At 40.6% G+C, this 26,567-nt stretch carries 22 protein-coding genes, 1 rRNA gene and 2 pseudogenes; 18 read left to right on the plus strand and 7 right to left on the minus strand.

All coding sequences use genetic code 11. The features are described from left to right. Together rrf and glsB are read left to right on the plus strand one after the other, a co-directional pair. Positions 1-96: ribosomal RNA gene (rrf, locus tag ATS71_RS19420) — 5S ribosomal RNA — on the plus strand; the annotation flags it as partial. Positions 97-506: 410 nt separating this feature from the next. Continuing rightward, positions 507-1,430: a glutaminase B gene (glsB, locus tag ATS71_RS11240; protein WP_058404910.1), complete on the plus strand. Its 924-nt coding sequence runs from the start codon at positions 507-509 to the stop codon at positions 1,428-1,430. Positions 1,431-1,445: 15 nt separating this feature from the next. On the opposite strand, the gene ATS71_RS11245 is transcribed toward glsB, so the two are convergent. Further along, positions 1,446-2,750 (minus strand): inosine/guanosine kinase, encoded by a 1,305-nt coding sequence (locus ATS71_RS11245; RefSeq protein ID WP_058404911.1) that lies wholly within the window; start codon positions 2,748-2,750, stop codon positions 1,446-1,448. A 178-nt stretch (positions 2,751-2,928) separates the two neighbouring features. Here ATS71_RS11245 and tadA point away from each other — a divergent pair, with 178 nt between their 5' ends. Next, positions 2,929-3,426 carry a tRNA adenosine(34) deaminase TadA gene (tadA, locus tag ATS71_RS11250; protein WP_058404912.1) on the plus strand — a complete coding sequence of 166 codons (498 nt, stop codon included), beginning with the start codon at positions 2,929-2,931 and terminating at the stop codon, positions 3,424-3,426. Between the two features lie 10 nt (positions 3,427-3,436). Here tadA and ATS71_RS18705 read toward each other — a convergent pair whose 3' ends face one another. After that, a complete protein-coding gene (locus ATS71_RS18705) occupies positions 3,437-3,604 on the minus strand; it encodes a hypothetical protein (protein WP_171034590.1) in 168 nt (55 codons plus the stop codon). A gap of 180 nt (positions 3,605-3,784) precedes the next feature. Further along, entirely contained in the window at positions 3,785-5,200 is a 1,416-nt protein-coding gene (gene mltF / locus ATS71_RS11255) for a membrane-bound lytic murein transglycosylase MltF (RefSeq protein ID WP_058404913.1), read from the minus strand. A gap of 211 nt (positions 5,201-5,411) precedes the next feature. Here mltF and purL point away from each other — a divergent pair, with 211 nt between their 5' ends. From purL to ATS71_RS11275, 4 genes are all read left to right on the plus strand, one after another. Further along, the gene (gene purL / locus ATS71_RS11260) at positions 5,412-9,302 is read left to right on the plus strand and encodes a phosphoribosylformylglycinamidine synthase (RefSeq protein ID WP_058405098.1); all 3,891 of its coding nucleotides are present in this window, start codon (positions 5,412-5,414) and stop codon (positions 9,300-9,302) included. A 141-nt stretch (positions 9,303-9,443) separates the two neighbouring features. Continuing rightward, positions 9,444-11,900: a YdbH domain-containing protein gene (locus ATS71_RS11265; protein WP_058404914.1), complete on the plus strand. Its 2,457-nt coding sequence runs from the start codon at positions 9,444-9,446 to the stop codon at positions 11,898-11,900. 2 nt (positions 11,901-11,902) lie between these two features. Beyond that, a complete protein-coding gene (locus ATS71_RS11270; RefSeq protein ID WP_033025578.1) occupies positions 11,903-12,100 on the plus strand; it encodes a YnbE family lipoprotein in 198 nt (65 codons plus the stop codon). Positions 12,101-12,110: 10 nt separating this feature from the next. Then, positions 12,111-12,440, plus strand: coding sequence for a YdbL family protein (locus ATS71_RS11275; RefSeq protein ID WP_058404915.1), 330 nt, complete (start codon positions 12,111-12,113; stop codon positions 12,438-12,440). Between the two features lie 30 nt (positions 12,441-12,470). Here ATS71_RS11275 and ATS71_RS11280 read toward each other — a convergent pair whose 3' ends face one another. Then, a complete protein-coding gene (locus ATS71_RS11280) occupies positions 12,471-13,019 on the minus strand; it encodes a DUF1415 domain-containing protein (RefSeq protein ID WP_058404916.1) in 549 nt (182 codons plus the stop codon). Between the two features lie 2 nt (positions 13,020-13,021). Beyond that, the gene (waaA, locus tag ATS71_RS11285; RefSeq protein ID WP_058404917.1) at positions 13,022-14,299 is read right to left on the minus strand and encodes a lipid IV(A) 3-deoxy-D-manno-octulosonic acid transferase; all 1,278 of its coding nucleotides are present in this window, start codon (positions 14,297-14,299) and stop codon (positions 13,022-13,024) included. A 182-nt stretch (positions 14,300-14,481) separates the two neighbouring features. Here waaA and ATS71_RS11290 point away from each other — a divergent pair, with 182 nt between their 5' ends. Next, entirely contained in the window at positions 14,482-15,072 is a 591-nt protein-coding gene (locus ATS71_RS11290; RefSeq protein ID WP_058404918.1) for a D-sedoheptulose-7-phosphate isomerase, read from the plus strand. Next, positions 15,072-16,511 carry a bifunctional D-glycero-beta-D-manno-heptose-7-phosphate kinase/D-glycero-beta-D-manno-heptose 1-phosphate adenylyltransferase HldE gene (gene hldE, locus ATS71_RS11295; RefSeq protein ID WP_058404919.1) on the plus strand — a complete coding sequence of 480 codons (1,440 nt, stop codon included), beginning with the start codon at positions 15,072-15,074 and terminating at the stop codon, positions 16,509-16,511. The genes ATS71_RS11290 and hldE overlap by 1 nt, the downstream gene beginning before the upstream one ends. Positions 16,512-16,597: 86 nt before the next feature. Here hldE and ATS71_RS11300 read toward each other — a convergent pair whose 3' ends face one another. Continuing rightward, positions 16,598-18,145, minus strand: coding sequence for a capsule assembly Wzi family protein (locus ATS71_RS11300; protein WP_058404920.1), 1,548 nt, complete (start codon positions 18,143-18,145; stop codon positions 16,598-16,600). Between the two features lie 169 nt (positions 18,146-18,314). Between ATS71_RS11300 and ATS71_RS11305 the strand changes: the two genes are divergently transcribed. From ATS71_RS11305 to ATS71_RS11310, 3 genes and pseudogenes are all read left to right on the plus strand, one after another. Beyond that, the gene (locus ATS71_RS11305) at positions 18,315-19,388 is read left to right on the plus strand and encodes a hypothetical protein (protein ID WP_058404921.1); all 1,074 of its coding nucleotides are present in this window, start codon (positions 18,315-18,317) and stop codon (positions 19,386-19,388) included. After that, positions 19,385-19,555: pseudogene (locus tag ATS71_RS19050) on the plus strand (glycosyltransferase); the annotation flags it as partial. The gene ATS71_RS11305 and the pseudogene ATS71_RS19050, both read left to right, overlap by 4 nt. A gap of 1 nt (position 19,556) precedes the next feature. Continuing rightward, a pseudogene (locus ATS71_RS11310) lies at positions 19,557-20,470 on the plus strand (glycosyltransferase); the annotation flags it as partial. On the opposite strand, the gene ATS71_RS11315 reads toward ATS71_RS11310, so the two are convergent. After that, positions 20,459-21,181 (minus strand): 3-deoxy-D-manno-octulosonic acid kinase, encoded by a 723-nt coding sequence (locus ATS71_RS11315; RefSeq protein ID WP_058404923.1) that lies wholly within the window; start codon positions 21,179-21,181, stop codon positions 20,459-20,461. The pseudogene ATS71_RS11310 and the gene ATS71_RS11315 overlap by 12 nt on opposite strands. Before the next feature lie 123 nt (positions 21,182-21,304). On the opposite strand from ATS71_RS11315, the gene ATS71_RS11320 reads away from it, so the two are divergent. The 6 genes from ATS71_RS11320 to glpG all read left to right on the plus strand — a co-directional run bounded on the left by ATS71_RS11320 (position 21,305) and on the right by glpG (position 26,567). Beyond that, a complete protein-coding gene (locus ATS71_RS11320) occupies positions 21,305-22,366 on the plus strand; it encodes a glycosyltransferase family 9 protein (protein WP_058404924.1) in 1,062 nt (353 codons plus the stop codon). Further along, positions 22,363-22,923: a D-glycero-beta-D-manno-heptose 1,7-bisphosphate 7-phosphatase gene (gmhB, locus tag ATS71_RS11325; RefSeq protein ID WP_058404925.1), complete on the plus strand. Its 561-nt coding sequence runs from the start codon at positions 22,363-22,365 to the stop codon at positions 22,921-22,923. Before ATS71_RS11320 ends, gmhB begins: the two co-directional genes overlap by 4 nt. Positions 22,924-23,091: 168 nt before the next feature. Further along, complete coding sequence (locus tag ATS71_RS11330; RefSeq protein ID WP_058404926.1) at positions 23,092-24,285, plus strand: glycine C-acetyltransferase; 1,194 nt, start codon at positions 23,092-23,094, stop codon at positions 24,283-24,285. 46 nt (positions 24,286-24,331) lie between these two features. Next, positions 24,332-25,357 carry an L-threonine 3-dehydrogenase gene (gene tdh / locus ATS71_RS11335; RefSeq protein ID WP_058404927.1) on the plus strand — a complete coding sequence of 342 codons (1,026 nt, stop codon included), beginning with the start codon at positions 24,332-24,334 and terminating at the stop codon, positions 25,355-25,357. Positions 25,358-25,425: 68 nt separating this feature from the next. Continuing rightward, positions 25,426-25,743, plus strand: coding sequence for a thiosulfate sulfurtransferase GlpE (gene glpE, locus ATS71_RS11340; protein WP_004588558.1), 318 nt, complete (start codon positions 25,426-25,428; stop codon positions 25,741-25,743). Then, positions 25,740-26,567, plus strand: a complete 828-nt coding sequence (glpG, locus tag ATS71_RS11345; protein ID WP_058404928.1) for a rhomboid family intramembrane serine protease GlpG — start codon at positions 25,740-25,742, stop codon at positions 26,565-26,567. The genes glpE and glpG overlap by 4 nt, the downstream gene beginning before the upstream one ends.

Here is a 26,567-nt window from a genome sequence, read left to right on the forward strand (position 1 = left end):
TGGACCCACCTGACTCCATGCCGAACTCAGTAGTGAAACGAAACAGCGCCGATGATAGTGTAGCATTTGCTATGTGAAAGTAGGACATTACCAGGATTTAATTAAGAAAACCCGTTACAGTAATGTGACGGGTTTTTTGCTGTCTGGGGTTTAGTAAATAGCCAAGAACCCATGCCGAACTCAGTAGTGAAACAAAACAGCTCGAAGGCGAGCCCCGCGGAAGGCCGCCCCGACGCAAAGATAGTATCCCATTTGCTATGTGACTCTCCACCGCTGTGGGCACCACGACATTACTAGGATTTAATTAAGAGAAACCCGTTACATTAATGTAACGGGTTTTTTGCGTAAACGCACTAACTTAAAACGTCAACCCGTGCCTCACTAACGAGGTTAGCGTCTGCTTTTATCCCCAAAATTTAATAAATATTTTTCATTCAACTAAACTAGCTCGTTTAATCTGAGACATGGTAATATTTTCATTTACCTAAACCTATTTGAGGTGTTAATTGCCTACTACAGATTACCAACGTGTATTAAATGAAATCACTCAAGAAGTCGCCCCTTTATTGTCTAAGGGAAAAGTAGCCGATTATATTCCTGCACTTGCTGAAGTTGATCCTGAGCAGTTTTCTATTGCTATATATACTACTGAGGGTGACATAATTTGCGCAGGTGATTGTTCGCAGCGCTTTACTATTCAATCTGTATCTAAAGTGATGACATTAACTATGGCGTTACAGCGTTATGGTGATGAACTTTGGAGTAGAGTAGGTAAAGAGCCTTCAGGTACTGCTTTCAACTCGCTTACTCAGCTTGAATTTGAAAAAGGCATACCGCGTAACCCATTTATAAATGCTGGTGCTATTGTTACCTGTGATGCGCTTTATAGCCGTTTGTCTGCACCTATGCATTCTATGCTCGAAACATTCAGGTTGCTATCAGGTAACCGCGGTATTGTGATTGATAAAAAAGTGGCTAACTCTGAGTATGAATTTAGACACCGTAATGCTGCTATGGCACATTTAATGAAGTCATTTGGTAATTTTGAGAATGAAGTTGATGATGTGCTTTGGTCATACTTTAATTTTTGCTCTATTGAACTTAATTGTGTTGAACTAGCTAAGGCATATAATTTTTTGGCAAATAAAGGTATTGATCGACTCTCTGGTAAGCGTGTTTTAAGTAGTCGTCAAAATAAACAGCTTAATTCATTATTATTTACCAGTGGTCTGTATGATGCCGCAGGCGATTTTGGATATAGAGTGGGTATGCCCGGAAAGTCGGGGGTTTCAGGTACTATTCTTGCGGTATTACCGAATAAATTTACTGTTGCAGTTTACTCGCCAGGATTAAACTCGTTTGGTAATTCAGTCGCGGGGATAGCAGCATTAGAGCTGCTATCTAAAAAGCTCGATATTTCTATTTTTTAGAAAGGCATTGGGAGCTTATTGCTCCCAATAAACTTGCTCTAAACAATCTTCACGCTCAGGCAAACCACGCGATAACCTCGGCGAGTGTTGCACAAGTACCTCATAACTTGCTCTGTTTGCATATTTACTAATTTGTGCAAGAGATGAATATGTAATGGCTTGTTGATCGTGCTTCGCTGAGTTTGCCACATTAAGTTTGTGATAAACATTTGCTGATAAATCATGTAGTACAGCGGCTAGGGCGCAATCGCCTGCACCATTTGTATTTTTGATTGAGTCAGGTCCGCCCATAAAAGGGGCCGTGTGGCTGTAAGCTCTTATAGGTTTTTCGCAATCAGCTTTACGCATAGCGCGTGAAAATTCATAACGGTTAAAGTCTGCAATAGCGCCTGGCAGTAGTGGATATTCAGTTTCACGTTTAAAGCTGTCATCAACGTGGCCTGCCATAAATAACCCTTTCTCACCTGCGGTACATATAACAAGATCCACCCAGTCTAGTGCTTTGTCTGCAGCTAACAGCGGGTCTTCAAACCCTGTAATAGCAAAGCCTTCTTCTTCGTTCATAGCAAGAATGTCTACATGCTTTTCAACAAACTTTGCCCACCATGCAGGATCTTGCTCTATTAAAAACTTAGTGCCTAGTGTTAGAACAACAGGAACGCCAGCATCATTAGCATATTTAACAGCTTGCATAGTTGCATCTGTCATGGTTTCGTCATCTTGTGTACGCATAAGATATGCACTAATGACTAAAGCCGATGAGTTTTCTATTAACGATTTATCTATTGATTCTGGACGTAGGTAATTCATTAAACCCGCACTGATTGCAAAGGTGCGTTCGCCCGTTTCATCAATCAGGGTAAAGCAACGGCCAATCGGCCCGTCAACAGGCTGTAAATAATCTAAATCTACACGGCTTGAGGTATTACATAAAAAGCGATATGCGTAGCTTCCTATTTTAATGTTTTCGCTCATTACACCTAATAAAACAGAGCGATCATCGGCAAGCACAGAGTAGTTGTGCATTGTGTTACCAATGGTTCCACCTGCAAATTCATAATCAACCATGTCGTTTAATTTTAAACGATCGTACAGAGCATTTGTTATGTCACTGTCTATAACCTGTGACATGCCTCTGCGTAGTTGAAACTCATCAAGGAAAGCTTGATCAACTTTTGCTTCGATATCAACAACGATTTGATCGATACCCGTAATATAGCTACGTTGTAATCTATCTGTTGCGTTAAGTTGATTAGTTAGTGGATCTTTGGCTTCCACTGGAAAATAATGTTTATGCCTGCGGCGTCCAGGAAATTTCATTCGCTACCCGTGTTGTGAGCTAAATAAAAAAAGCGTGAGATTATAACGTAAATCAGCGGCAGTGAGCCATTATTAACAGCTAAATAGTGTTTTATTTTTGCAATAAAGTAATCAATGACACGCTTTAGGGTTTTAACTAGGTATAATTAAAGCATAAAAGGCAATTGAAGAAGAAATAATGAACAAGCCATTTGACGACGCTTATTGGATGGAGCAAGCGCTTTTATATGCAAAACAAGCAGAGTTGCTTAACGAAATTCCCGTTGGTGCTGTTTTAGTAAAAGATAATCAACTTATAGCGGCTGGATACAATCGTTCCATTACAGATAATGACCCTTCAGCTCATGCTGAAATGATTGCTGTGAGAGAAGCCGGTAAAGTGCTAAATAACTATCGGTTAATTGATTGCACCTTATATGTAACACTTGAGCCATGCTCAATGTGTGCAGGTCTGTTAGTACATAGCAGAATAAAGCGTTTAGTCTTCGGCGCCACAGATGCAAAAACCGGCTCAGCAGGTTCTATTATGAACTTACTGCAAGAACCAAGGCTTAACCATCAAGTTGAAGTTGTTAAAGGGGTATTAGCTGATGAATGCGGAAACACTATTTCTGAATTTTTTAAACGAAGAAGAGCACAAATTAAAGCAGCCAAAAAAGCTGCTCGTGAAGCTTAAAAATACGTTATCAATTGCCTACAGGTAGGGTGTCTGATGCTTCCATTTGTTGCATTGCAAACATTCTGCGACGCCATATTATTTTTTTATGTAAACCACGTAACATGATACGACGACGTGTTGCCGTTGAATAAATAACGTTTCTTTTTAATTTTTGCGTGCGTCTACGTTTTAGCATGTGTTCTCCTAATGCGTGAGAGTGAGAAAGGCACAAGGCATATCTTTGAAAATGTTAAGATATACAATTATCACACATTAGTGATCATTTCATGACAAGTAAACAGATATTTTAGTTACTCACTGCTTTAGAGTTGTAATCTTTTATAAATACTAAATTTACTACTAATTCATTGAACCGCTATGGCGATTCATTTTGTTTTATACTGCTGTCGCTATTATGCTCTGTAGTGGTATTTTCTTCTGTCATTGCATTGTTTTCATCAAGCCATACCAGTGCGTCGTAGTATCTGCGAATATTATCAACATAATGAACTGCAACGTCACCACGAGCATAGCCATAGCGTGTTTTACGGTAATAACGTTTCTTGATCAATAACGGTAAACGCTTTTTCACGTCGGCCCATTTATCAGGGCTTGCCCCTTGTTGCTGGGTGATAATACGCGCGTCATTTACATGACCCCAACCAACATTATAAGCCGCTAAAGCAAGCCAAGTTCTGTCTGGCTGAGGTATTCTATCAGGAATACGGGTTATTAATTTACTTAGATACTGAGCACCACCACGAATGTTTTGTTCTGGCTCAAGGCGATTAGTTACACCAACTTGTTTAGCTGTACTGCGTGTAAGCATCATAATACCACGAACCCCCGTTGGGGATTTAGCGCGAGGGTTCCACATCGACTCTTGGTAACTTAATGCTGCGAGTAAACGCCAGTCAAGATCCCTTGCGTATTGCTCAAACCATGGTTGATATGTAGGGAGCGTTTCTTTTATTGCTTCTATGTAAGCTAATGTATTCACATAGTTAAACTGGCGTACATGACCAAAATATTTTTCTTCGAGTACATAAAGTTGGTTGTTTTGTTTTACTTCACCAAAAAATGGCACGAGTAAGGCGTATAAAGAGTCATCTTTTGACTTGCGAAGTATCCACGCTATTGGATCATTACGGCTGACTGAAAAGCCAATACTTAAATTAGGATGATAGCGCCTAAAAAGCGATAATGTATGCGAATCGGCTAGGGTATAGTCTATTTCACCATCTATAACAGCTTGAAGTAGTTCCTCTTCATCAAACTCTTCACTCTCGGTCCAGGTGAGTGATGGGTTGTTTTTTTGCGCTTTTTGTAGAGTAAGAGAGTGACTGCTTTTGGCTATAACCGTAAAGTTACCTTCTAAATCGTCAAATTTACGAGGACGAACACGACCTTGTTTATATACTAATTTTTGGCTTATTGTTCTGTAGGTAGGGCCATAGCGGTATTGCTGTGCGCGCGTTTTATTGTATGTAAGGCCTGAAGCAATTAGGTCTAAGTCACCACTTTCTAAGCGCTCAAACATATCAGATAAATTAAAAAAAGGGACTATTTCCAGTTCAACACCTAAGTAATCGGCAAACGCTTGAGAAAGCTCATATTCAAAGCCTTGCTCGCCTTGCACTGCTTGATAATAATTACTCGCACTTGCCAACGTGCCCACACGTATTTTGTTTTGCTCTTTAATTTGGGCGAGTTGAGTTGGCTGTTCTTGCATATTACATGCACATAACAGCATAACTAAAGTAATGATTGTTATTAGCTTTTCTTTGAACATTGAGTGCCCCTTTAACACGCTAACACCCGTTATAACAAAACTTAACCATTTCGTCACTTTCCTATTTATTTTATTAGTAGGGAAGAGAATAAATAAAGCGTAAGAAGTTAATTTTATGAAAAGCGTAATTTGGAGTTAAATATGATGGCTAATTGGACTATAATGCGTGCCTAAAATATCGTTCAATCCCTAACCCCGGATGAAATTATCTATGTTGATCCTTCGTGGTGCACCAGCACTGTCAGAGTTCAGAGTTAATAAAATTTTAGCGCGTTGCCAGCAATCGCAACTTCCAGTCACTAACGTATATGCCGAATATGCTCATTTTGCCGATTTAACATCGCCTTTGAGTGTTGATGAGCAGACCAAGCTTGAAAAGCTATTAACTTACGGTCCAACTATTGCCGAGCATACCCCAGCTGGCACATTAGTACTTGTTACACCTCGCCCTGGTACCATTTCGCCTTGGGCATCTAAAGCAACCGATATAGCGCATAACTGTGGCCTTAAACAGGTCCACCGTGTAGAGCGCGGTATTGCTTATTATATAGAAGGTGAGCTAAGTGCAGAGCAACTTGGACAAGTAACGGCGTTATTACACGACCGTATGACCGAAGCTACACACACTGAGCTTGAAGCAGCAGCGCAGTTATTCCGTAATGATTCTCCTCGTGAAATGTCATCAGTTGATATTTTAGGTGGTGGTCGAGAAGCGTTAGCTGCCGCAAATGTTGATCAAGGTTTTGCTCTTGCCGATGACGAAATAGACTACTTAGTAGAGAACTTTAAAAAGCTAGGTCGTAATCCTAACGACATAGAATTATTTATGTTTGCCCAAGCAAACTCAGAGCATTGTCGTCATAAAATATTTAATGCTGATTGGACAATTGATGGCATTGAACAGCCAAAATCGCTGTTTAAAATGATCAAAAATACCTTTGAGCACAACCCTGAAAATGTACTGTCTGCTTATAAAGATAATGCGGCAGTAATGAAAGGCTCAAAAGCGGGTCGCTTCTTCCCGAATGCGCAAGGTGAATATGCGTATCATCAAGAAGACATTGAAATATTAATGAAAGTAGAAACGCATAACCATCCAACGGCTATTGCACCGTTTTCGGGTGCGGCTACCGGTTCAGGTGGTGAAATTCGTGATGAAGGCGCAACAGGGCGTGGTTCTAAGCCAAAAGCAGGTTTAGTTGGCTTTACGGTTTCTAACTTACGTATACCAGGTTACGAGCAACCGTGGGAAAGCGACTTTGGTAAGCCTGGTCGTATAGTCAATGCCCTTGATATTATGATGGATGGCCCACTGGGCGGTGCTGCATTTAATAATGAGTTTGGTCGTCCTAATTTATTAGGTTATTTCCGCACGTACGAAGAAAAAGTAACAAGCCACAATGGGGAAGAGGTACGTGGTTACCACAAACCAATTATGCTTGCCGGTGGTTTAGGAAATATTCGTGCTGATCATGTTCAAAAAGGCGATATTCCAGTAGGCGCAAAACTAATTGCGCTAGGCGGCCCTGCTATGAACATTGGTTTAGGCGGTGGTGCAGCATCAAGCATGGCATCGGGCCAATCAAACGAAGACTTAGATTTTGCTTCTGTTCAACGTGAAAACCCAGAAATGGAACGCCGTTGCCAAGAAGTGATCGATAAGTGTTGGCAGTTAGGCGACGAAAACCCAATTACATTTATTCATGATGTAGGCGCTGGTGGTTTATCAAATGCCTTTCCTGAACTGGTAAACGATGGTGGCCGTGGTGGTAAATTCCAACTACGCGATATTCCTAACGATGAGCCAGGCATGGCACCTCATGAAATTTGGTGTAATGAATCGCAAGAGCGCTATGTACTTGCTGTAGCTGTAGAAGACTTTGATCGTTTTGAAGCCATTTGTAAGCGCGAACGCGCACAGTACGCAGTAATTGGTGAAGCCACAGAAGAGCGCCATTTAACCGTAGCAGACAGCCACTTTGATAACAGCCCTGTTGATTTACCGCTAGATGTATTATTAGGTAAAGCGCCTAAAATGCACCGCAATGTAACATCACAGCAAGTAACAGGCACAGCCATTGATGCAAACGCTATTGACGTAGCAGATGCTGCGCAGCGCTTATTACGCTTACCTACCATTGCAGAAAAAACGTTCTTAATTACCATTGGCGACCGCTCAGTTACCGGTTTAGTTGCACGGGATCAAATGGTTGGCCCTTGGCAAGTCCCTGTTGCTAACTGTGCAGTGACCGCGGCAACGTACGATACTTATCACGGTGAAGCCATGTCACTGGGGGAACGAACTCCGGCGGCACTATTAAATTACGGTGCTTCGGCGCGTTTAGCGGTGGCTGAATCGTTAACTAATATTGCCTGTGCAAACATTGGTAGCCTTGAGAACATTAAGCTATCTGCTAACTGGATGGCCGCAGCGGGTCACCCAGGTGAAGACGCAGGCCTTTACGAAGCCGTAAAAGCGGTTGGCGAAGAGCTTTGCCCTGCACTTGGTTTAACTATACCTGTAGGTAAAGATTCTATGTCGATGAAAACGACATGGAAAAACGAAGACGATAGTGCTGAGCAATCAGTAACGTCGCCGTTATCGCTTATTATTACAGCCTTTGGCCGTGTTGACGATGTACGTAAAACAGTAACGCCACAGTTACGCACTGATAAAGGCGACACATCGCTTATTTTAGTTGATTTAGGTGCTGGCAAAAACCGCATGGGTGCATCAAGCCTTGCACAGGTTTATAAGCAGCTTGGTGATGTTACACCTGATGTAGATAGCCCTGAGTTACTTAAAGGCTTTTATAATGCTATGCAGGCACTTGTAGCAGATAGCAAACTACTTGCTTATCATGACCGTTCAGACGGTGGTTTATTTACTACCGTAACTGAAATGGCATTTGCAGGGCACACAGGTGTAACCGTTGATTTAGCTGGCCTAACAGGCTCAGACTTAGAAGCGCTTTATAACGAAGAGCTTGGTGCAGTAATTCAAGTGGCTAACAGCGACTTAGAGGCTGTAAATGCAGTGTTTGAACAACACGGTGTAGCTGCAATTAGTCACGTGATTGGCTCGCTTAACAGCGACGATAGCATTGTATTTAACCGCGGCGAACAAACGGTACTTAATCATACTCGAACTGAATTACGTACTATTTGGGCCGAAACAACGTACCAAATGCAAGCACGTCGTGATAACCCTGATTGTGCTAAGCAAGAGTTTGATGCCAAGTTTGATGCAAAAGATCCAGGCTTAAACGTAAAACTTAACTTTGACTTAAACGAAGATATAGCTGCGCCATACATTGCAACGGGCGCTAAACCACAAATGGCTATTTTACGTGAGCAAGGCGTTAACTCGCACCTAGAAATGGCTGCTGCGTTCAACCGTGCTGGTTTTGCCGCTGTTGATGTGCACATGAGCGATATACTCGAAGGGCGTTTAACTCTTGAGCAGTTTAAAGGCTTAGTGGCATGCGGTGGTTTCTCTTACGGTGACGTATTAGGCGCCGGTGAAGGTTGGGCTAAGTCTATATTGTTTAACGATATGGCACGCGATCAGTTCCAAAACTTCTTCCACCGTGAAGACTCCTTTAGTTTAGGTGTATGTAATGGTTGCCAAATGTTATCAACGCTTAAAGAGCTAATTCCAGGTACTGAGCATTGGCCTCGTTTTGTAACTAATAAATCTGAGCGTTTTGAAGCACGCTTTAGCTTAGTAGAAATACAAGAGAATCCGTCGGTGTTCTTCAGTGGTATGGCGGGATCGCGTATGCCGATTGCTGTATCTCATGGTGAAGGCCATGCTGAGTTTGCAAATGATGCTGCCACTCAAGTTGCGCTTGAAAGCGGCACTGTCGTGGTTAAATTTGTAGATAACTACGGTAACCCTACAACGCAATACCCGGCTAACCCGAATGGTTCACCAGAAGGTATTACCGGTATTACTTCTACTGATGGCCGCGCAACAGTAATGATGCCTCACCCAGAGCGTGTATTTCGCGCTGTAGCTAACTCTTGGCACCCTGATGAGTGGCAAGAAGATAGCCCGTGGATGCGCATGTTCCGCAATGCACGTAAAAATGTAGGCTAGTGATCACAATCACTCCCTATACAAGCTAGATTCATAATCTAGCTGTAAAATAAAAAAGGCTGCCTGTGCAGCCTTTTTTAATTGCGTAGATTTAAAATTACGATAGTTTGTAAGGTATGAATAAAAGCTTATAAGGATAGTATGTTAAAGCGCATTGGTTTAATTGTTGGGACTGTATTACTAAGCATAGTATTGCTTGGTTATGTATTTCGTTTGCCATTATTACAATGGGCTGTAGCGCCTCAGCTTGAAAAAGCGGGCGTTACTTTAAGTTGTTTAGACTTTTCGCTTACCAGCAAGCTAAATGTGCATGTACAAAAAGCGTGCTTGAGTTACCAAAACCAAGAGCTTGTTGCTACAGGCATTACCGCAAATACTCGCCATGTTGAAATTAAACATGCGGCGCTTAATATAAATCCACTTCCTCAAAGTGATAAAGCAAGTAGCCCTGCAACAATTTTAGATTTAGCCCTGCCCGAAAAAAGACCAACAATTACAGTTGGGCAACTAAGTATAAACAGTGAGTTTTTAAATCAGCCTTTAATGCTAAGCATTAACGAGCCTAAGCTTAACCAGTTTGTAGTTAGTGGTGATTTAAGTGCCAGCGCAACGCTTTACAATAACAAGGTACAAGGGCAGCTTAAAGTTAGTGATAAATTGCTTAAACAATTACTTAAAACCGATAACGCGTTATTAAGTGGACTTAGCTTTAATACATCGCAAGCATTTAGCTTTAATGGGATAGAGGGAAGCTCCACTGGTAGTTTGCAGGCGCGGTATGACTATAAATTTAAAAACTGCGACATTAGTAATAATACTGAAGGGGTGCTAAGCACTGCGTATAATTTAAATACCCAAAAGCTTTCACTTGACCCAAGCAAGCTTAAAAATAACGTAATGCTTAGTAATAATTATCAATCTCTTATTCCTGAAGGTGATTACAAGGCCTTTGCCGTTATGCAACTTCCCCTTAATTGGCAATGGGCTTTACCTAAAGAAATAAGCCTAGTAGATAATAACTTAACCTTGCCGTTAATAACGCTTACAAGCGATGAGCAAAGTGAGCAAGACATAGACATAACTTTTACAGATACGTTTATAAATATAGCTACACCGTTGCAAAGTGCGCGCACGCAGCTTAAAGCGCAGCTACATACTGATGATATAAAGGCTATAGTGCTAAATACGCAGCTTGAAAACGCACAACTAATTGGCAACTACGATATTGTGCTTACCGCTTTGCCTGAATTTTTACCGGCTGATGCTAATAATGTAAAAGCCCACGGCGACTTTACACTTACTCAACTTATTGACTCTAAACCCGTAGGTAAAGTAAGTACTACCTTTAGTTTTGATAAAGCCGTTGCTTATGGCACTACTATTAACGCTTACACAGGTAAACTAGTGGCAAATATGAGTGAAAAGCTCGATGCAAACGTGGTTTTAAAAAGTGAGTTTAAAAGCGCTCAATACGATGAGTATAAGCTCACTGGTATTAACAATACCCTCAGTGCAAAGGCAAACTTAGGCGTGGGTGAGTTATTTGCTCATTTATCAGCGAATACTCAAATAAGTAGACTGACAAGCCCGAGCATTGATTTAGAAAATATAAACGTAGATTCAAAGGGCTTGCAAAGCCGAGCGCTTAAAGCGTCTCATCATGTATTTGTAAACGGTATAGAGCTGGTGGCGAATCACCATATTTCTAAAGTAGAACACCCGTTTGAAGTAATAGTCCCGCAGCAAAATGTACTTTCGCTAAATTCAATTATTAGCCAATTTGAGCCGTTAGCTCAGCTCACTCAAGGCGAGTTTGGTGGGCGAATTAGTGGCGATGTTAACTTACAAAAAGCTAATTTTAATTTAACTATTGATGATACCAGCGCGCTTTATAACGATTACTTAGCTAATCAGTTTAGGGCGCAACTTAATGGGCAATATGATTCAGGACAGCTTAATGTTGAGCCTACTACCTTTAACGTTAATGAATTAAGAGCGGGCGCGGTAGTTAATAATATTAATGGCAAAATAAAAGTGGTAAATAACAGCGCGCAAGCATTTGATGTAAGTGGCAATGTGTTTGGTGGGGTATTTGAATTAGATAAATACTCGCTTTTAAAATCGCAGCAAACAGCCAATGTTACTTTTAAAGATATTGATGCGAGTAAGCTTATTACCCTTGATGACAAGTCGGGAATTACCTTAACGGGCCGATTAAAAGGGTGGCTGCCACTTCATTTTAGTGACAGTGGCGTAGAGGTTACAAACGGCAGCTTATTAAACCAAGGTGAAGGTAAGCTTATTATTAACAATAACGCAGCGTTTGACGCTGTTATTCAACAGCAACAAGAATTACAACCTGTACTGGGCTTACTTAAAAACCTTGAGATACAAAAACTTAATAGTACAGTGGCACTTAAAAGTGATGGTTGGTTAAATTTAGGTGTTAACTTACAAGGCTTTAATGCGCCACAACAGCAGCAAGTTAATTTTAACTATAACCACGAAGAAAACGTGTTTACGCTACTTAGAGCGCTAAGATTAAGTGATGAAATAACACAAAAAGTTGAGCAGCAATATTCTCAAAAAGGAAACTAATGATGAAAAATTCGTTAAGCATTAAGGCAATCATAGCCTTTGCTGCTATTAGCGCTTTAAGCGCATGTACTCACAGAGTAGAGGTGGCAGCGAAAGAGCCAATAACTATCAATCTAAATGTAAAAGTAGATCACGAAATTCGAGTAAAAGTAGATAAAGAACTCGATACCCTATTCAGTGACGACAGTGAATTATTTTAGGAGCTAAATGATGACTATAAAAAATAAATTAAGTATTGCCACTTTAGTAAGTGCGGTATGTTTGTCGTTTTCGGCGTGGGCGATTAGTTTAGATGATGCTAAAAGCCAAGGGTTAGTGGGTGAGAACAGTTCGGGTTATTTAGGCTTAGTAGTACAAAATAGCGAAGCTAAAGCTGTTGTTGAAGAAATTAACGCAAAGCGTAAAGCTCAGTATTTAAAACTAGCTAAAAAGAACAATTTATCGCTCGCCCAAGTAGAAGCACTCGCTGCGGCTAAAACAATCGAAAAAACCCAAAGTGGTGATTATGTTGAAGTAAATGGCAGCTGGGTTAAAAAGTAATATTGAATTTGATACTTAAAAACCGAACGGTTATGCGCTCGGTTTTTTTATACCTTCTAAAAGCTGCTGCCAAAAGTCGATGCCTTTGCGCCTTGCAAGTTTTATATTGTGCTCAGGGATAGATTCTGGCTCGTTATAGTTATCAAGTGCTTCGCTCATACTTAGTTCGCGAATTAAATGCAGTGTAGGGTAGGGTGATCGGTTTGTGTAATTTGCGGCATCATCTTCATCGCTGTCGGCAAAAACGTAGTCAGGGTGGAAATTAGCAATTTGATATTTACCTTCAAAGCCCTGTGCAACCAGTAGCGCATTGGCTAAATCAACTAAATCTAAAAAGTCTTCAAAATCACTAAAGCCGTTATCAAACAATATTAATGTAGTTTCGCGCTCTGGATTTTGATCAAGCTGAGTACATTGCTCAAGCATATCCATTACCGCATCATCAATTTTTACTGCTGGGCTAAGCACATAATGAATGCAGTTGTTCTCAACTTCTTTGCGGGCAAATGGGCAAAAGTTATATTTTACAATAACCGACGATACCCACTCACGGGTTTGAGTAATAGCTAAATTGGTCATGCTTATGGCTCTAAATACTGATTAATTATGGTTAATGTTTTTTTAATGGCGCCTTGGTTTTTTAATACGCACTGCTGCGCTTTATTCCCTAAAGTTTGGCAGGCTTTAGTGTTTTGGCTTAAATTAATTAACTGTGTAGCAAGCTCATCAGTGTTTTCAACAACCACAGCCCCCTTTAACTTTATAAGTTCAGGGTAGATATGATCAAAGTTATACGTATATGGGCCAGTTATAACACCAACTGAAAAAGCTGCAGATTCAAGTGGGTTATGCCCGCCGCGGCGAATTAAACTACCTCCTACATAACTTACATTACCAGCGCCATATAAACATTGCAGTTCGCCAAGTGTATCGGCCAATAGTACGTGTTCGTTTTGATAGTTATTGTTGCTGCGACGACTAAAGCTAAGTGGGCTTTGAGCTAACGTGTCGGCTACTTTATCAAACTGTTCAGGGTGTCGCGGGGCAATGATTAAAAGTGCATTTGGGTACTTTTTTAATAGTTGCTGATGGGCGTTTAATATCATTTCGTGCTCAAGTGGGTGAGTCGAGCCTGCCACCCATACAAAACGCTCTTGAGTTTTATACACGAATTTAAGATTTGCCACTTTAGTCAGTTGTTCGTCGCTTGGCGTAATGTCGAACTTTATTGAGCCTGTAACATGGCTTTTTGAGGGGGGTAAACCTAGCTCAATAAACCGCTCGGCATCTTTTTTATTGTGACTTGCAAGTACCGTGATTGAACGCATAATTATTTGCGTTAACTTGGTAACCTTTTGATACCCTTGTTGCGATTTTTCGCTCAAGCGTGCATTAAGTACCAGTACCGGAATGTTCTTTTTATGGCTTATTGCCATTAAGTTTGGCCAAAGCTCGGTTTCTAATATGCATAGTGTTTGTGGGTTAATACGTTTTAAAAATCGGGCGGTCGAAAACGCAAAGTCCATAGGTAAATAACTACACGCCACGGTATTTTTAAACTGATTAATTATTTGCTCGCGCCCTGTAGGGGTATTGCAGGTAATAAGTATATTAAGCTGGGGATGTTGTTTTTGCAGCGCTTTAATAAGTGGTGCAGCTGCAAGTACTTCACCTACAGAGGCGCAGTGCACAACTAACGGTTTGCTTTTGCTTGTAAATAAGCTTTTGCTCACAAAGCCAAAGCGCTCTTTAAAGTGTGCGCGGTAGCCTTTGTTTTTTTTACCTCTTAATACATATAAGTAAAATACAATCAGCGGGCTAATTAAAATTAAAGCGAATGAGTAAAAAATGCGTGCCATACTGAACTTTTATTGAGGTAAGTGCCCTTAGTTTAACGCGAAAGTGATAATTTCTGAACATGTGAAGCACTAAATTATGTTCCAGTTCAGCTATATTCCTATAAAATACACACAACTAAATAAAACTGTGGAATAATGGATTTCATTTTTTCCTGCCATTTCAGTTCCTAGAGGAATTTTTCATGTCAATTATCGATTCTGTGGCAACAAGCTACGTTGAAAGTTTAAACCGTCATCAAGCCTTATTTGAAACGATGGAGGCTTATCATCAAGAGTCTATGCAGTTATTAGAAGCATGCCATAGTGCATTACAAGCTGGTGGTAAGGTTATTTGGTTTGGTAACGGCGGAAGTGCAGCGGATGCTCAGCATTTAGCGGCCGAATTTGTAGTACGTTATAAATTAGAGCGAGGACCGCTTGCGTCTATGGCGCTCACAACTGATACGTCAATTCTTACTGCGCACAGTAACGACTACCATTTTGATACCGTGTTTGAGCGCCAAGTTCAGGCGCTGTGTAAACCAGAAGATTTAGTGATTGGTTTAACAACCTCAGGTACCAGTGCAAATATTAATTTAGCACTTGAAGCTGCTAATAAAATTGGCGCGTATACTGTTGCATTAACAGGTCGTGATGGCGGAAAAGTAAAAAACATTGCCAAGCTGCCAATTATTATCAAAAACGATGAAACAGCACGTATTCAAGAAGCGCATATGTTTATTGGCCACTGGTTATGTGAAGCCATAGATATGGTTGTTGCGGAGCAGCAGTAATGGATTTATCGCTATTAAAAAACTTATCTAAAGCGCGTATTTTAGTGGTGGGCGATGTAATGCTTGATCGCTACTGGTACGGTGACACTGGGCGTATTTCGCCAGAAGCGCCAGTACCTGTAGTAAAAGTAAGCAAGTTTGAAGACAAAGCCGGTGGCGCTGCCAATGTTGCTAAAAACATTGCTAGGCTTGATGCCAAAGTAGGGTTACTTGGCTTAATTGGTGAAGATGAAAGTGGGCAAATTTTAGAAACAATTTTAAAAGGTGAAAAAATAAGCTCACAGCTTGTGAGTGTATGTGATTTACCGACTATTTCTAAAATGCGCGTTATTAGCCGCCATCAACAACTTGTGCGCCTTGATTTAGAAGAGACATTTACTGAGCAGCATAGCCAGCTGTTATTAAATCGCTTAGAGCTGGTGCTTGATGAATACGATTTTGTGGTGTTTTCTGATTACAGTAAAGGCTCGCTCAGCTTAATTAAAGAGATGGTGAGTATTGCAAAAGCGGCGGGTAAAACCGTACTTATCGATCCTAAATCGCCAGACTTACACTTATACGAGGGCGCAGACTACATTACGCCTAACTTACATGAGTTTAATTTAGCAGGCGGTAAAACAGGCTCTGAAGAGATTTTAGCGCAAAGTGCTCGTGAGCTTATTAGTAAAAATGGTATTAAAGCCATGCTACTTACACGCTCAGAGCAAGGTATGTCGTTAATTAATGCCGATGAAAAGCACGACTTTGCAGCTCAGCAGCTAGAAGTAAGCGATGTAACTGGCGCAGGTGATACCGTAATTGCAACTTTAGCTGTAATGCTTGGAGCAGGTATGCCCCCTAAAGATGCAGTAGAAATTGCTAATTTAGCTGCAGGCATTGTGGTAAGTAAATTGGGTGCAGCCACAGTGTCACCAGAAGAGCTAAGTCAAAAGTTAGGCCAGTACTTACACACAAATGGCGAGCACTACCAAACCCCATTTGATGATGTGCTACAGCATATTGAGTTTGCAAAACAAAACGGCGAAACCATTGTATTTACCAATGGTTGTTTTGATATTTTACATGCAGGCCATGTGCGCTATTTAGCACAAGCTAAAGCGCGCGGAGATAGACTCGTTGTTGGGTTAAATAATGATGAATCTATTACCCGTTTAAAAGGCCCTGAGCGCCCAATAAATCCACTTGATGAGCGCGCAATGGTATTAAGTGCACTTGCCTCTGTTGATTGGGTAATCCCCTTTGGCAGCGCTGAGGAAAACGATACACCCGCTAAATTAATTGAGCAAATAAGCCCTGACATTTTAGTAAAAGGTGGCGATTATACTGTAGAGCAAATAGCAGGGGCCGATCATGTACTGCGCCATGGCGGAAAAGTAGAAGTGCTAACATTTTTAGATGGTTGTTCTACATCAAAAGTGATTAGCAAAATAAAGCAGTAAGTATATTTTGCGTATAAAAAAGGGGATGAAAGCGTTGCTCTCATCCCCTTTTTTAAAGCCTGAATAAAGTGTATTTAAAATACTGGCTAAAAGTTATATTCGTATTTAGCAAAGGCAGATGTGTCATTTTCCGCATCGTCATTTTGAGATGCAAAAGCACCTAGTGTTAAACGCCCACCCATGGTGATTTTTCTGTAACGAAGTTCAAGCTGTTTTGAGTTATAACCCGTCTTAGTAATTGTATTACCTATATCAGGATTATCAGGGGCTTTATCACTATTATCACTATTGTAATCCACGCTACGTAATTTTACCTGCCAGTCATCACCATTCGAAAGTTGACCTAATAATGTTAATACTACAGATTGTGCGTCATTATCAAACGTTGAACCTATAGTTCTGCCGTGGTAGCGGTAACCTGATTTGTAATCAGTGTGTTCGTAATAACAGTTTTCATTGGTTGATTCCGCTGCGCACGAAACACCTGTATCTATGTATTCTACATTCACTAATACATTTTGATCATAAATGCGTTGGGTCGTTTGCACACCAAATAAGTAAGCTCTATCGGCTGGTTTAAATTGTGAGCTGGCATCTTCACCTATGGTGCTGGCATAAATAGCGTATGGGTGGCTAAATAATGTATCAGCCCAACGAACGTCAATACCTGCTAGCTGGTTACCAATTTTAGACTCTAATGAGCTATCGCAGCTTTCATTGCCATCTACACACTGGGTTTGCCCGGTAATTACATCAATAAAATCACCAGCAGAGCCAGGTTGTCCTTCGCCAGCCCATTGTGCAGACCAGCTTACCGCTATTTCCAACTGTTGAACTGGGCGAATATTTAAACGGCTGCTCCAAAGTAATGCATCAGGAATTACGCGGGTTGATTCGAGTTTTGCCATTTGAGCTGTAAAGCTCCATTGCCCTAACCAGCTTAACCATGGGGTTTCAAACGCAGTGCTTTGCTCACGCGTTACACTCAGAGCAGGTAGTGGCTTGGCATTACCTGATATAATTAAACTGTTATCAACACCAGGTCCCCAAAATTGCTCTACGGCGCCGGCTCTAAAAATCCAATTACCTAAGCGGTATGCTAAATAGCTATCGTCAAATGAAGTGTCGTTACAATCTTCAAGCGCTTGATCATCTAAGGCTATATCATCAGTTGTTTTACCTTCAATTAGACACTTTTTGCCATCGTTTCGGTAGTTAATAGCAATCTTTGCTGCAAAATTATCCCCAAGGTAAGCGTATGCTGCGCTTAATTCAGATTCTTGAGTGTTTGTAGCGCCAAAGCTCGTTGTATGTATTGGATCTGTGGCTGCATAAGCTGATAATTGCACACTATGTGAACTTGCGTTTTCAGATTTATAACGATGCTTAACACGCAGTAATGCGTCTTGCAAGCTTGGAGATAATTGCTCGATGGGCATACTGTTAACATCATTAATAAAGCTCTTCCACATTAACGGGTATGTTGTTACCGGCGCTAAAATAATACCGGCGTCGGCTAGCTGTTGTATATCAGCTTTTAGTCCGTAGTCATCTGGTTTAACCCATGGTTCAGCATTAACAGATAAACTGATAGCACTAAATAATGTTGAAAGAATAAAAATTCTGTGTCGCAAAGTTCAGGTCCTTGTGATTAAGATTGTTGGCAAGTTTACCAATCTAAGTATGTTATTGCAGTAAATATTCAAATTTATAGGGTCAATTAAATGTATAAAAATGTAACCTATCTATCGTAACAAAGGCCTGATTGATATACTAAAGATCAAATAGGAAATTGAGAATGCAATGAGCAACAAACGACTTTTATTTATTCCAGTATCGTCACCAGAAGGAATTGGTGAATATATGCGCTCGTTGTCGTTGGCTAATGGGTTACTCGCCGAATTTGCTGGGATGCTTGATATTCATTTTATTTTAAATAAGTATACAGCCTACGCTGATAATTGCCCCTTTGATACCACCTTACTTGAGACTTCAGCAACCAAAGAAGTTACATTAGTGTGCGACTTTATTACTGCATACAAACCAGACGTAGTTGTATTTGATTGTGCTGGGCGCGCAGCACACATGAAAGCGGCAAAAGAGGTTGGCGCTAAAGTTGTTTTTATCTCTCAACATGAAAAAAAGCGCGCAAAAGGGTTAAAGCTAAACCGTGCAAATTTAATTGATGCGCATTGGGTTGTACAGCCAGATTATTGCATTGCGCCTTTAAGTTGGGTGGAAAATACAAAGCTAGATATGTTTCCCCTTGCTCACCCGTATAATGTTGGCCCTTTCGTTGCACACGCTTCAGTTGAGCAAAAAAAGCAAGTTTTGAACAAATATGGGCTTGAAGAGAATAACTACTTATTAGTAAATGCAGGCTCTGGTGGACATACATTTAATAATTTAAATTGTGCAGACACCTACTTCGAGACCGCGCTTAAAGCGGGAAAAAAAACGGGTTTAAAAACAGTGGTCGTGTTTGGTTCTAATTATACAAAAAGAATACCAAAAACAAGCGAGATTATTTGTTTAACAAGTTTAGAGGGAACGGATTTTTTAGCCTTGTTGAGTCAGGCTAAGCTGGCTTTATTAAGTGCTGGTGATACTTTGTTGCAGGCCATTGCATTGCAAACCCCTGTAATAGCTTGCGCTATTTCAAAGGATCAACACGCTCGCCTAGAAAATTGTGTTAATACAGGTGTAGTTATTAAAGCAAGCCTTAATGCTGATGATATAGTCTCTAAAATTGAACACGCAATAGAAGACAGTCGCTACAAATCTCTCTTAATTAAATACCATAAATTAGAGAACCCTCAAAGCTATAGCGTAATTACCAGTGCTGTAAAAAATATGCTCGTAGGAAGCCATGCATGAACATTGTGATAGTAATTGACTCTCTTGTTGGCGGTGGCGCAGAAAAAGTGATGCTTACTTTGGCTGCGCAGCTTGTTGAACTTGAGCATCATGTTACTTTATTATCACTTGCAAGCTCCATTGAATACGATATTCCTGAATGCGTTAAGGTCGATAGTTTATTTTCTNATAGGGCTTCAAAAGTAGACCGTTTTTGGAACATAAATAAAAGCGTTGTAATGTTAGAAGCCTGGTTTAGCAATAAACAACAAGACATAGGCGCGATAGATTTAGTGCTTTCAAACCTTGATAGAAGTAATAATTTACTTGCTAAAAGTGCAGTTAAAAATGTACATTTTGTTGTACATAACTCAGTCAACGCAGAGCTGGCTAGGCAAAAAAAATTAGGCCCGTTTTCTTATCGCTATCTTAAAAAATCAAAACAAAACCTAAATGGTAAGTCACTAGTTTGTGTATCCAAAGGGGTAGAGCAAGAAATCATGGAAGGCGATTTAATTACGCCAAGCGCAATAACTACTATTTATAATCCATTTAACTTAGCTGAAATAAAACGCCAATCAGATGAAATTAATACGGCTATCCCGCAGTCTCCTTATTTAATTCATGTTGGTCGCTTAGCTAAGCAAAAGCGCCACGATATTTTATTTGCAGCATTTGCCAAACTTGATAAAAAATACAAATTAGTGCTTTTGTGTAATAAGCCAGCAAAAGCGTTTAAGCTTGCAAAAGAGTATGGTATTGCAGAGCGATTAGTTGTCCCCGGGTTTGAACAAAACCCGTATAATTGGATTAAACACGCGCAGGCATTAGTTTTAAGCTCTGACTTTGAGGGGTTGCCAACAGTGTTAATTGAAGCGTTAGCAGTGGGTACACCTGTAGTGAGTGCTGATTGTACCTTCGGGCCGAGTGAAATATTAACAGGCGAGCTGGCTAATTACTTAGTACCTGTAGGAAATAGCGAAGAGCTAGCGGCTAAAATAAAACACGTTTTAGCAAATAAGCCGAGCGTGGAAAGCGCCGATATTTTGCAAAAAGTGAGTGCAGAGCAAGTTTCTCAGCAGTATTTAGCGCTAAGCAGATAGCTTTTGCTTATAAATAGTATGCAAAGTTTTCCAGTCGTTACCTTGCCAACAAAAGCTATTGTTCCGGCCTTGTTCTTTTAAAAATGAACGTGCAAGGCGAGCCATATTAGCTTGCTGCCACTGTGCGTTTGGCTGCTTAATTTCACCCCGGTCAAAGTCGATAACATATACGTCGCCATCTTCATTAAATAAAATATTATTGATATTTAAATCAGCGTGGTACACCCCTTTAATATGAAATAACGCAAGAGTGCTGGCTATATTTTCAAGCTCATCATTATTTAAAGGGCGCTCAATTAAAATGTCGAGCAGGCTTTTAGCGCCGTTTACCGCTTGTGTAATTATATCGCCGCGGTAAATTAAACCATTGTGAAATACTTTAGCTGCAATGGGCTTAGGCACATTTAGGCCAAGTTCAATAAGCTTTATCATTAAGCTAAATTCTTTGTAAACGCGCGTATTTTCAAGGCCAGGGTAAAGGTATTGATCGCTTAATACCTTACCAACTAATCCACCGCGCCAATAATGCCTGAGCACAGCGGTTAAGTTATCGTGTTTAAAAAACCATGCCGTAGCACGGCCTTTTTTAGTACCCACTATTTTATTTTGCTGTTGCCAATAAGTTGCATCAAACCAGTTTATATCAACAAGGTTTAAATAATCTGGATGGCTTAAAATAGTGTGTTTGCCTTGCTTTAGTGTATTAAACATAGCTTGTTAAAATAATTCAATAATGCGCCTATATTAACGTGTTTTATGGCGCAGGATAAGTGCTTGCATTAACGCGAGTATAATTTAAGATCTTAACCTATTATTTAAAGCCTAACGGAATGCGTGACTCAAGTGCCTAATTACTCCTCTATTTGTATTTTAAGACTCTCTGCTATTGGTGATGTTTGCCATGCGGTTAGTGCTGTTCAAGCAATTCAAAAAGCGCACCCTAATGCAAAAATAACCTGGGTAATGGGTAAAGTAGAGGCTGTGTTACTTGCTGATTTACCAGGCGTAGAGCTGGTAATTTTTGATAAAAAAGAAGGTAACGCTGCGCTTAAGAAATTAAAAAATACCTTTAAAGGTAAGCCGTTTGACGTACTTCTTAATATGCAGGTGGCATTAAGAGCAGGCTTTGTAGCACGCTGTATACCTGCAAAAGTAAAAATAGGATTTGATTGGGCGCGCTCAAAAGAGCTACACAGCTTATTTATAGATAAACGCATAGCAGCGCAAAAAGAGTCGCATGTATTAGAGGGCTTTAAAGGTTTTGCTAATGCAATAGGTGTCGATGATTATACGCCTTCATGGCAAATGCCTTACAGCACACAAGATCAAAGCAAAGCAGACGAGTTATTAGGGCAAGAGTATTTAGCTAACAAGCTATTTGTTATCTCGCCAGCGGCTAGTAAAGCTCAGCGCAATTGGTTGCCTGAACGCTATGCTGCACTAGCTGATCACGCACACGCGGAAGGTTTTAACGTTGCTTTAACCGGCGGGCCTACCGAGCTTGAAGTAAACTTAGCGAATAATATTATTAAACATTGCAATAGCCCTATTTTAAATTTAGTTGGCAAAACTAAGCTTAAAGAGCTGTTATGTGTATTAAAAAGAGCTGATTTAGTACTTGCCCCTGATACCGGGCCTGCTCATATGGCAGTAACCGTTGGCACGCCTGTTATTGGTTTATATGCGCATTCAAACCCTGCACGCACAGGCCCCTATTTATACCAAAACTACGTCGTTGAGGTTTACCATCAAAACTTACTTAATCAAACCGGTAAAACGGCGCAGCAAGTACCGTGGGGCACCCGCGTTAAAGGCGATGATTTAATGAGCCAGATAAGCGTAGAAAGCGTAAAGGCAATGTTTGACCATGTTGTAAAAAAAGAGTCATTAAAATGAGCCTACAACAAAATAAAGCCCTTTTTTTAGACCGTGATGGAGTCGTTAATATTGATCATGGTTATGTATATAAAAGTGAAGATTTTGAATTTATTGACGGTGTATTTAGTACCTGTAAAGCATTTTACGATGCAGGCTATAAAATAATCATAGTGACCAACCAATCGGGGATTGGGCGAGGATATTACACACAACACGATTTCCTAATGCTTACAGGTTGGATGAAAAACCAATTTAGTGCGCATGACATCGAAGTGGCCGATGTATACTTTTGTCCTCACCACCCAAAAAAGGCATTACCTGAGTATTTAAAACAGTGTAATTGCAGAAAGCCCGCACCGGGTATGTTGCTTGAGGGTATTGATACCCATAGCATCGACCCAGAAAAAAGTATTATGGTGGGCGACAAGCTTAGTGATATGCAAGCGGCCAGTAACGCCTGTATTGGCGTAAAAGTATTAGTAAGGTCTGGTAAAGATTTACCGAGTGATGCACCTCAACATGCTGATTTAGTTATTGATTCAATCAATGAGTTAACTGCACTTTTAAGCAGGTAAGTAATCCTACCCTAATTGGCTGTAAACTGGCAGGAATTCCTGCCAGTTAGCCACTTTGCGACGAACTGCAAACCGTGCATTTTCTTCGCTAAACTTTTACAATACCCCCCATCTTAAACAGTAACTAAAATGTTGTTGTTTACCCGTTCAATTAAATGGAGAACACAGATGAGAGCATCTGCTTTTTTTAGCCAGCTACAACAGCAAATTGAAGACGTAAAATCAGAAGGTTTGTACAAAAACGAACGTATTATTAAGTCTCAGCAACAAGCTCAAATAGAAGTTGCCTCTGGTAGTGTTATTAACTTCTGTGCTAACAATTACTTAGGTTTAGCTAATAGCCCAGAGCTAATTGAAGCTGCCCAAAATGGCTTAAGTAAGCATGGTTTTGGTGTGGCTTCTGTGCGTTTTATTTGTGGTACGCAAGACATTCACAAAACACTGGAACAAAAAATTAGTGCATTTTTAGAAACCGAAGACACCATTTTATATTCTTCTTGTTTTGATGCGAACACAGGTTTATTTGAAACAATTTTGGGGCCAGATGATGCCATTATTTCAGATTCATTAAATCATGCGTCAATTATTGATGGCGTTCGTTTATGTAAAGCTAAGCGTTTTCGCTATGCGAATAACGACATGAGCGACCTTGAAAAGCAACTTATTGCTGCAGACGAAGCGGGTGCTAAAACTAAACTCATTGCTACCGACGGCGTGTTCTCTATGGACGGCGTAATTTGTAATTTAGAAGCCGTGTGCGATTTGGCCGATAAGTACGATGCTCTTGTTATGGTTGATGACTCTCACGCAGTTGGTTTTGTTGGCGAAAACGGTAAAGGTACACCAGAGTATTGTAATGTACTTGACCGAGTAGATATTATTACTGGTACATTAGGTAAAGCACTTGGCGGCGCATCAGGTGGTTACACCTCAGGTAAAAAAGAAATTGTTGAATGGCTACGCCAGCGCTCTCGTCCATACTTGTTTTCTAATTCACTAGCTCCTTCGATTGTTACAGCATCAATTAAAGTGCTAGAAATGCTTGAAAATGGCGGCGAACTTCGGGCTAAGCTTTGGTCAAATGCTAAGTACTTCCGTGAACAAATGGAAGCGGCGGGTTTTACCTGCGCAGGTAAAGACCATGCCATTATCCCCGTTATGTTGGGCGACGCTAAAGTGGCATCACTTATGGCAGACAAATTACTTGCAGAAGGCATTTATGTGACTGGCTTTTCATTCCCAGTAGTACCAAAAGGGCAAGCTCGGATTCGTACGCAAATTTCAGCAGCGCACAGTATCGAGCAGCTTGATATAGCGATCGCAGCTTTTACTCGTATTGGTAAAGAAATGGGCGTTATTTAATTTTTAATAAACCGAAGTCTTTTCGGTTTTTTGTTGAGTGTAATTCATGAAAGCATTATCTAAATTAAAAGCAGAGCCGGGCATTTGGATGACAGATGCGCCAAAACCAGAAGTTGGCCACAACGATCTGCTTATTAAAATTCGCAAAACGGCTATTTGTGGAACCGACGTTCATATTTATAAATGGGACGAGTGGGCAAGTAAAACGATTCCTACGCCTATGGTAGTTGGCCACGAATACGTTGGTGAAGTAGTTGATATGGGCCAAGAAGTTCGTGGTTTTGCTGTTGGTGACCGCGTCTCTGGCGAAGGTCATATTACCTGTGGGCATTGTCGAAACTGCCGTGCTGGGCGTGTTCATTTATGTCGTAATACCACAGGTGTTGGTGTTAACCGCGAAGGTGCGTTTGCTGAATATTTGGTGATCCCTGCATTTAACGCGTTTAAAATTCCAGATAACATTTCAGATGAACTAGCGTCTATTTTTGACCCGTTTGGCAATGCGGTACACACAGCGCTTTCGTTTGATTTAGTGGGTGAAGATGTCCTTATTACAGGCGCTGGTCCAATTGGTATTATGGCTGCAGCCGTTGCTAAACATGTAGGCGCGCGTCATGTAGTAATTACTGATGTAAATGAATATCGCTTAGAGCTTGCTCGTAAAATGGGTGCAACTCGCGCGGTAAATGTTGCCAACGAAAAGCTTGAAGAGGTTATGACCGATTTAGGCATGACAGAAGGCTTTGATATTGGCCTTGAAATGTCAGGCGTGCCAAGCGCATTCAATTCAATGCTTAATAACATGAATCACGGTGGTAAAATTGCCATGTTAGGTATTCCGCCATCAGATATGGCGGTAGATTGGAACCAAGTTATTTTTAAAGGTTTAGTGATTAAAGGTATTTATGGTCGCGAAATGTTTGAAACCTGGTACAAAATGGCAAGTTTGATTCAGTCAGGTCTTAATTTAAGCCCAATCATAACGCATCAGTATTCTGTAGATGACTTCCAAGCTGGCTTTGATATGATGATTTCAGGTCAGTCAGGAAAAGTAATTTTAAATTGGGATTAATTCCATAAAAAATTACAAGAAGGGCGGCTATGGCCGCCTTTTTTATTTTATTTATTAAAGAGAGTTCAATGGCATTTAAACATATATCGATTGCGCAAACGCATGAGTTATTAGACAAAGAAGACGTAGTAATTGCAGATATACGCGATCCTAACTCATATCAAGCGGGCCATATCCCAGGCTCTGAGGCATTATCAAATGCCAATATTGCACAGTTTATGATGGAAAAAGAGTTCGATCAGCCCATTATTATTGTGTGTTACCACGGTATGAGCTCGCAAGGTGCTGCAAGCTATTTAGTTGAGCAAGGTTTTGAGGATGTATATAGCATGGATGGCGGTTTTACAGCTTGGGAAGCAGCCTACAGCGAGAAAGTAGAACGATGATAGAACTTGGCAGTTTAAATAACCCGCGTGCCGCACAAGGCTTTATAGATTATTTAAAAAGCCAAGGTTTAGATGGGCGCCTACATTCAACCGATGGTAGCCATGTTGTTATTAGTGTATCTGAAGAGCATTTTCACCAGGTACAACAGCTTTGGATTGAGTTTACTCAAAATCCCTCTCATCCACGATATCAGCAAGCTTCTTGGCATGTAGGTAGTACGCAATCGCCCCTAAAGTATCAAGGGCAATCGCTAAATCTCATAGCGCGATTTAAAGCGCTGAGTTGGCTTAATCAGTCAGTCAGTGTATTTAGTATTGTTATTTATGTTGCGTTTTTATTGGGTGGGTTTGAGAGTATTTATTCTGCTTTACAATTTGATCCCTCGTCTCCTATAACTTGGTTAACGCCGGCCTTGGTTCACTTTAGCGCAATCCACATAGTGTTTAATTTAATATGGTGGGTATCGCTTGGAGACAATATTGAAAAGCAATGTGGAAAATTGAGTCTAATAGGGCTATTTTTTGTTACTGCTTTAATCAGTAGCTGGGCGCAATATTTAATTGTTGGGCCTAATTTTGGCGGTTTAAGTGGCGTGGTATACGGCTTGCTAGGTTATTGTTGGATTCATAGTTTTTTAAACCCGCATAAACCGGCATTAGTGAGTACCTCAATTGTAGGTTTTATGCTTGTTTGGTTAGTGCTTGGCTTTGCTGATGTGCTGTTTTTTGGAATGGCTAATTGGGCACACTTAGGTGGACTTTTGAGCGGAATGGCGTTTGCCTATACCGCCCAACTATTTACTAATGAGCCTAAAGGTGGTTGA

It is taken from the genome of Pseudoalteromonas sp. H71 (assembly GCF_001468485.1).
Taxonomy (GTDB): Bacteria; Pseudomonadota; Gammaproteobacteria; order Enterobacterales; family Alteromonadaceae; genus Pseudoalteromonas.

Coding starts and splice junctions, on each gene's coding strand:
- ATS71_RS11315 (WP_058404923.1), bottom strand. CDS start 21,181: ATGTTTAATACACTAAAGCAAGGCAAACACACTATTTTAAGCCATCCA.
- ATS71_RS11270 (WP_033025578.1), top strand. CDS start 11,903: ATGAAAAATTCGTTAAGCATTAAGGCAATCATAGCCTTTGCTGCTATT.
- hldE (WP_058404919.1), top strand. CDS start 15,072: ATGGATTTATCGCTATTAAAAAACTTATCTAAAGCGCGTATTTTAGTG.
- ATS71_RS11305 (WP_058404921.1), top strand. CDS start 18,315: ATGAGCAACAAACGACTTTTATTTATTCCAGTATCGTCACCAGAAGGA.
- gmhB (WP_058404925.1), top strand. CDS start 22,363: ATGAGCCTACAACAAAATAAAGCCCTTTTTTTAGACCGTGATGGAGTC.
- waaA (WP_058404917.1), bottom strand. CDS start 14,299: ATGGCACGCATTTTTTACTCATTCGCTTTAATTTTAATTAGCCCGCTG.
- ATS71_RS18705 (WP_171034590.1), bottom strand. CDS start 3,604: ATGCTAAAACGTAGACGCACGCAAAAATTAAAAAGAAACGTTATTTAT.
- purL (WP_058405098.1), top strand. CDS start 5,412: ATGTTGATCCTTCGTGGTGCACCAGCACTGTCAGAGTTCAGAGTTAAT.
- mltF (WP_058404913.1), bottom strand. CDS start 5,200: ATGTTCAAAGAAAAGCTAATAACAATCATTACTTTAGTTATGCTGTTA.
- ATS71_RS11275 (WP_058404915.1), top strand. CDS start 12,111: ATGACTATAAAAAATAAATTAAGTATTGCCACTTTAGTAAGTGCGGTA.
- ATS71_RS11330 (WP_058404926.1), top strand. CDS start 23,092: ATGAGAGCATCTGCTTTTTTTAGCCAGCTACAACAGCAAATTGAAGAC.
- tdh (WP_058404927.1), top strand. CDS start 24,332: ATGAAAGCATTATCTAAATTAAAAGCAGAGCCGGGCATTTGGATGACA.
- ATS71_RS11290 (WP_058404918.1), top strand. CDS start 14,482: ATGTCAATTATCGATTCTGTGGCAACAAGCTACGTTGAAAGTTTAAAC.
- ATS71_RS11245 (WP_058404911.1), bottom strand. CDS start 2,750: ATGAAATTTCCTGGACGCCGCAGGCATAAACATTATTTTCCAGTGGAA.
- ATS71_RS11280 (WP_058404916.1), bottom strand. CDS start 13,019: ATGACCAATTTAGCTATTACTCAAACCCGTGAGTGGGTATCGTCGGTT.
- tadA (WP_058404912.1), top strand. CDS start 2,929: ATGAACAAGCCATTTGACGACGCTTATTGGATGGAGCAAGCGCTTTTA.
- glpE (WP_004588558.1), top strand. CDS start 25,426: ATGGCATTTAAACATATATCGATTGCGCAAACGCATGAGTTATTAGAC.
- ATS71_RS11265 (WP_058404914.1), top strand. CDS start 9,444: ATGTTAAAGCGCATTGGTTTAATTGTTGGGACTGTATTACTAAGCATA.
- glpG (WP_058404928.1), top strand. CDS start 25,740: ATGATAGAACTTGGCAGTTTAAATAACCCGCGTGCCGCACAAGGCTTT.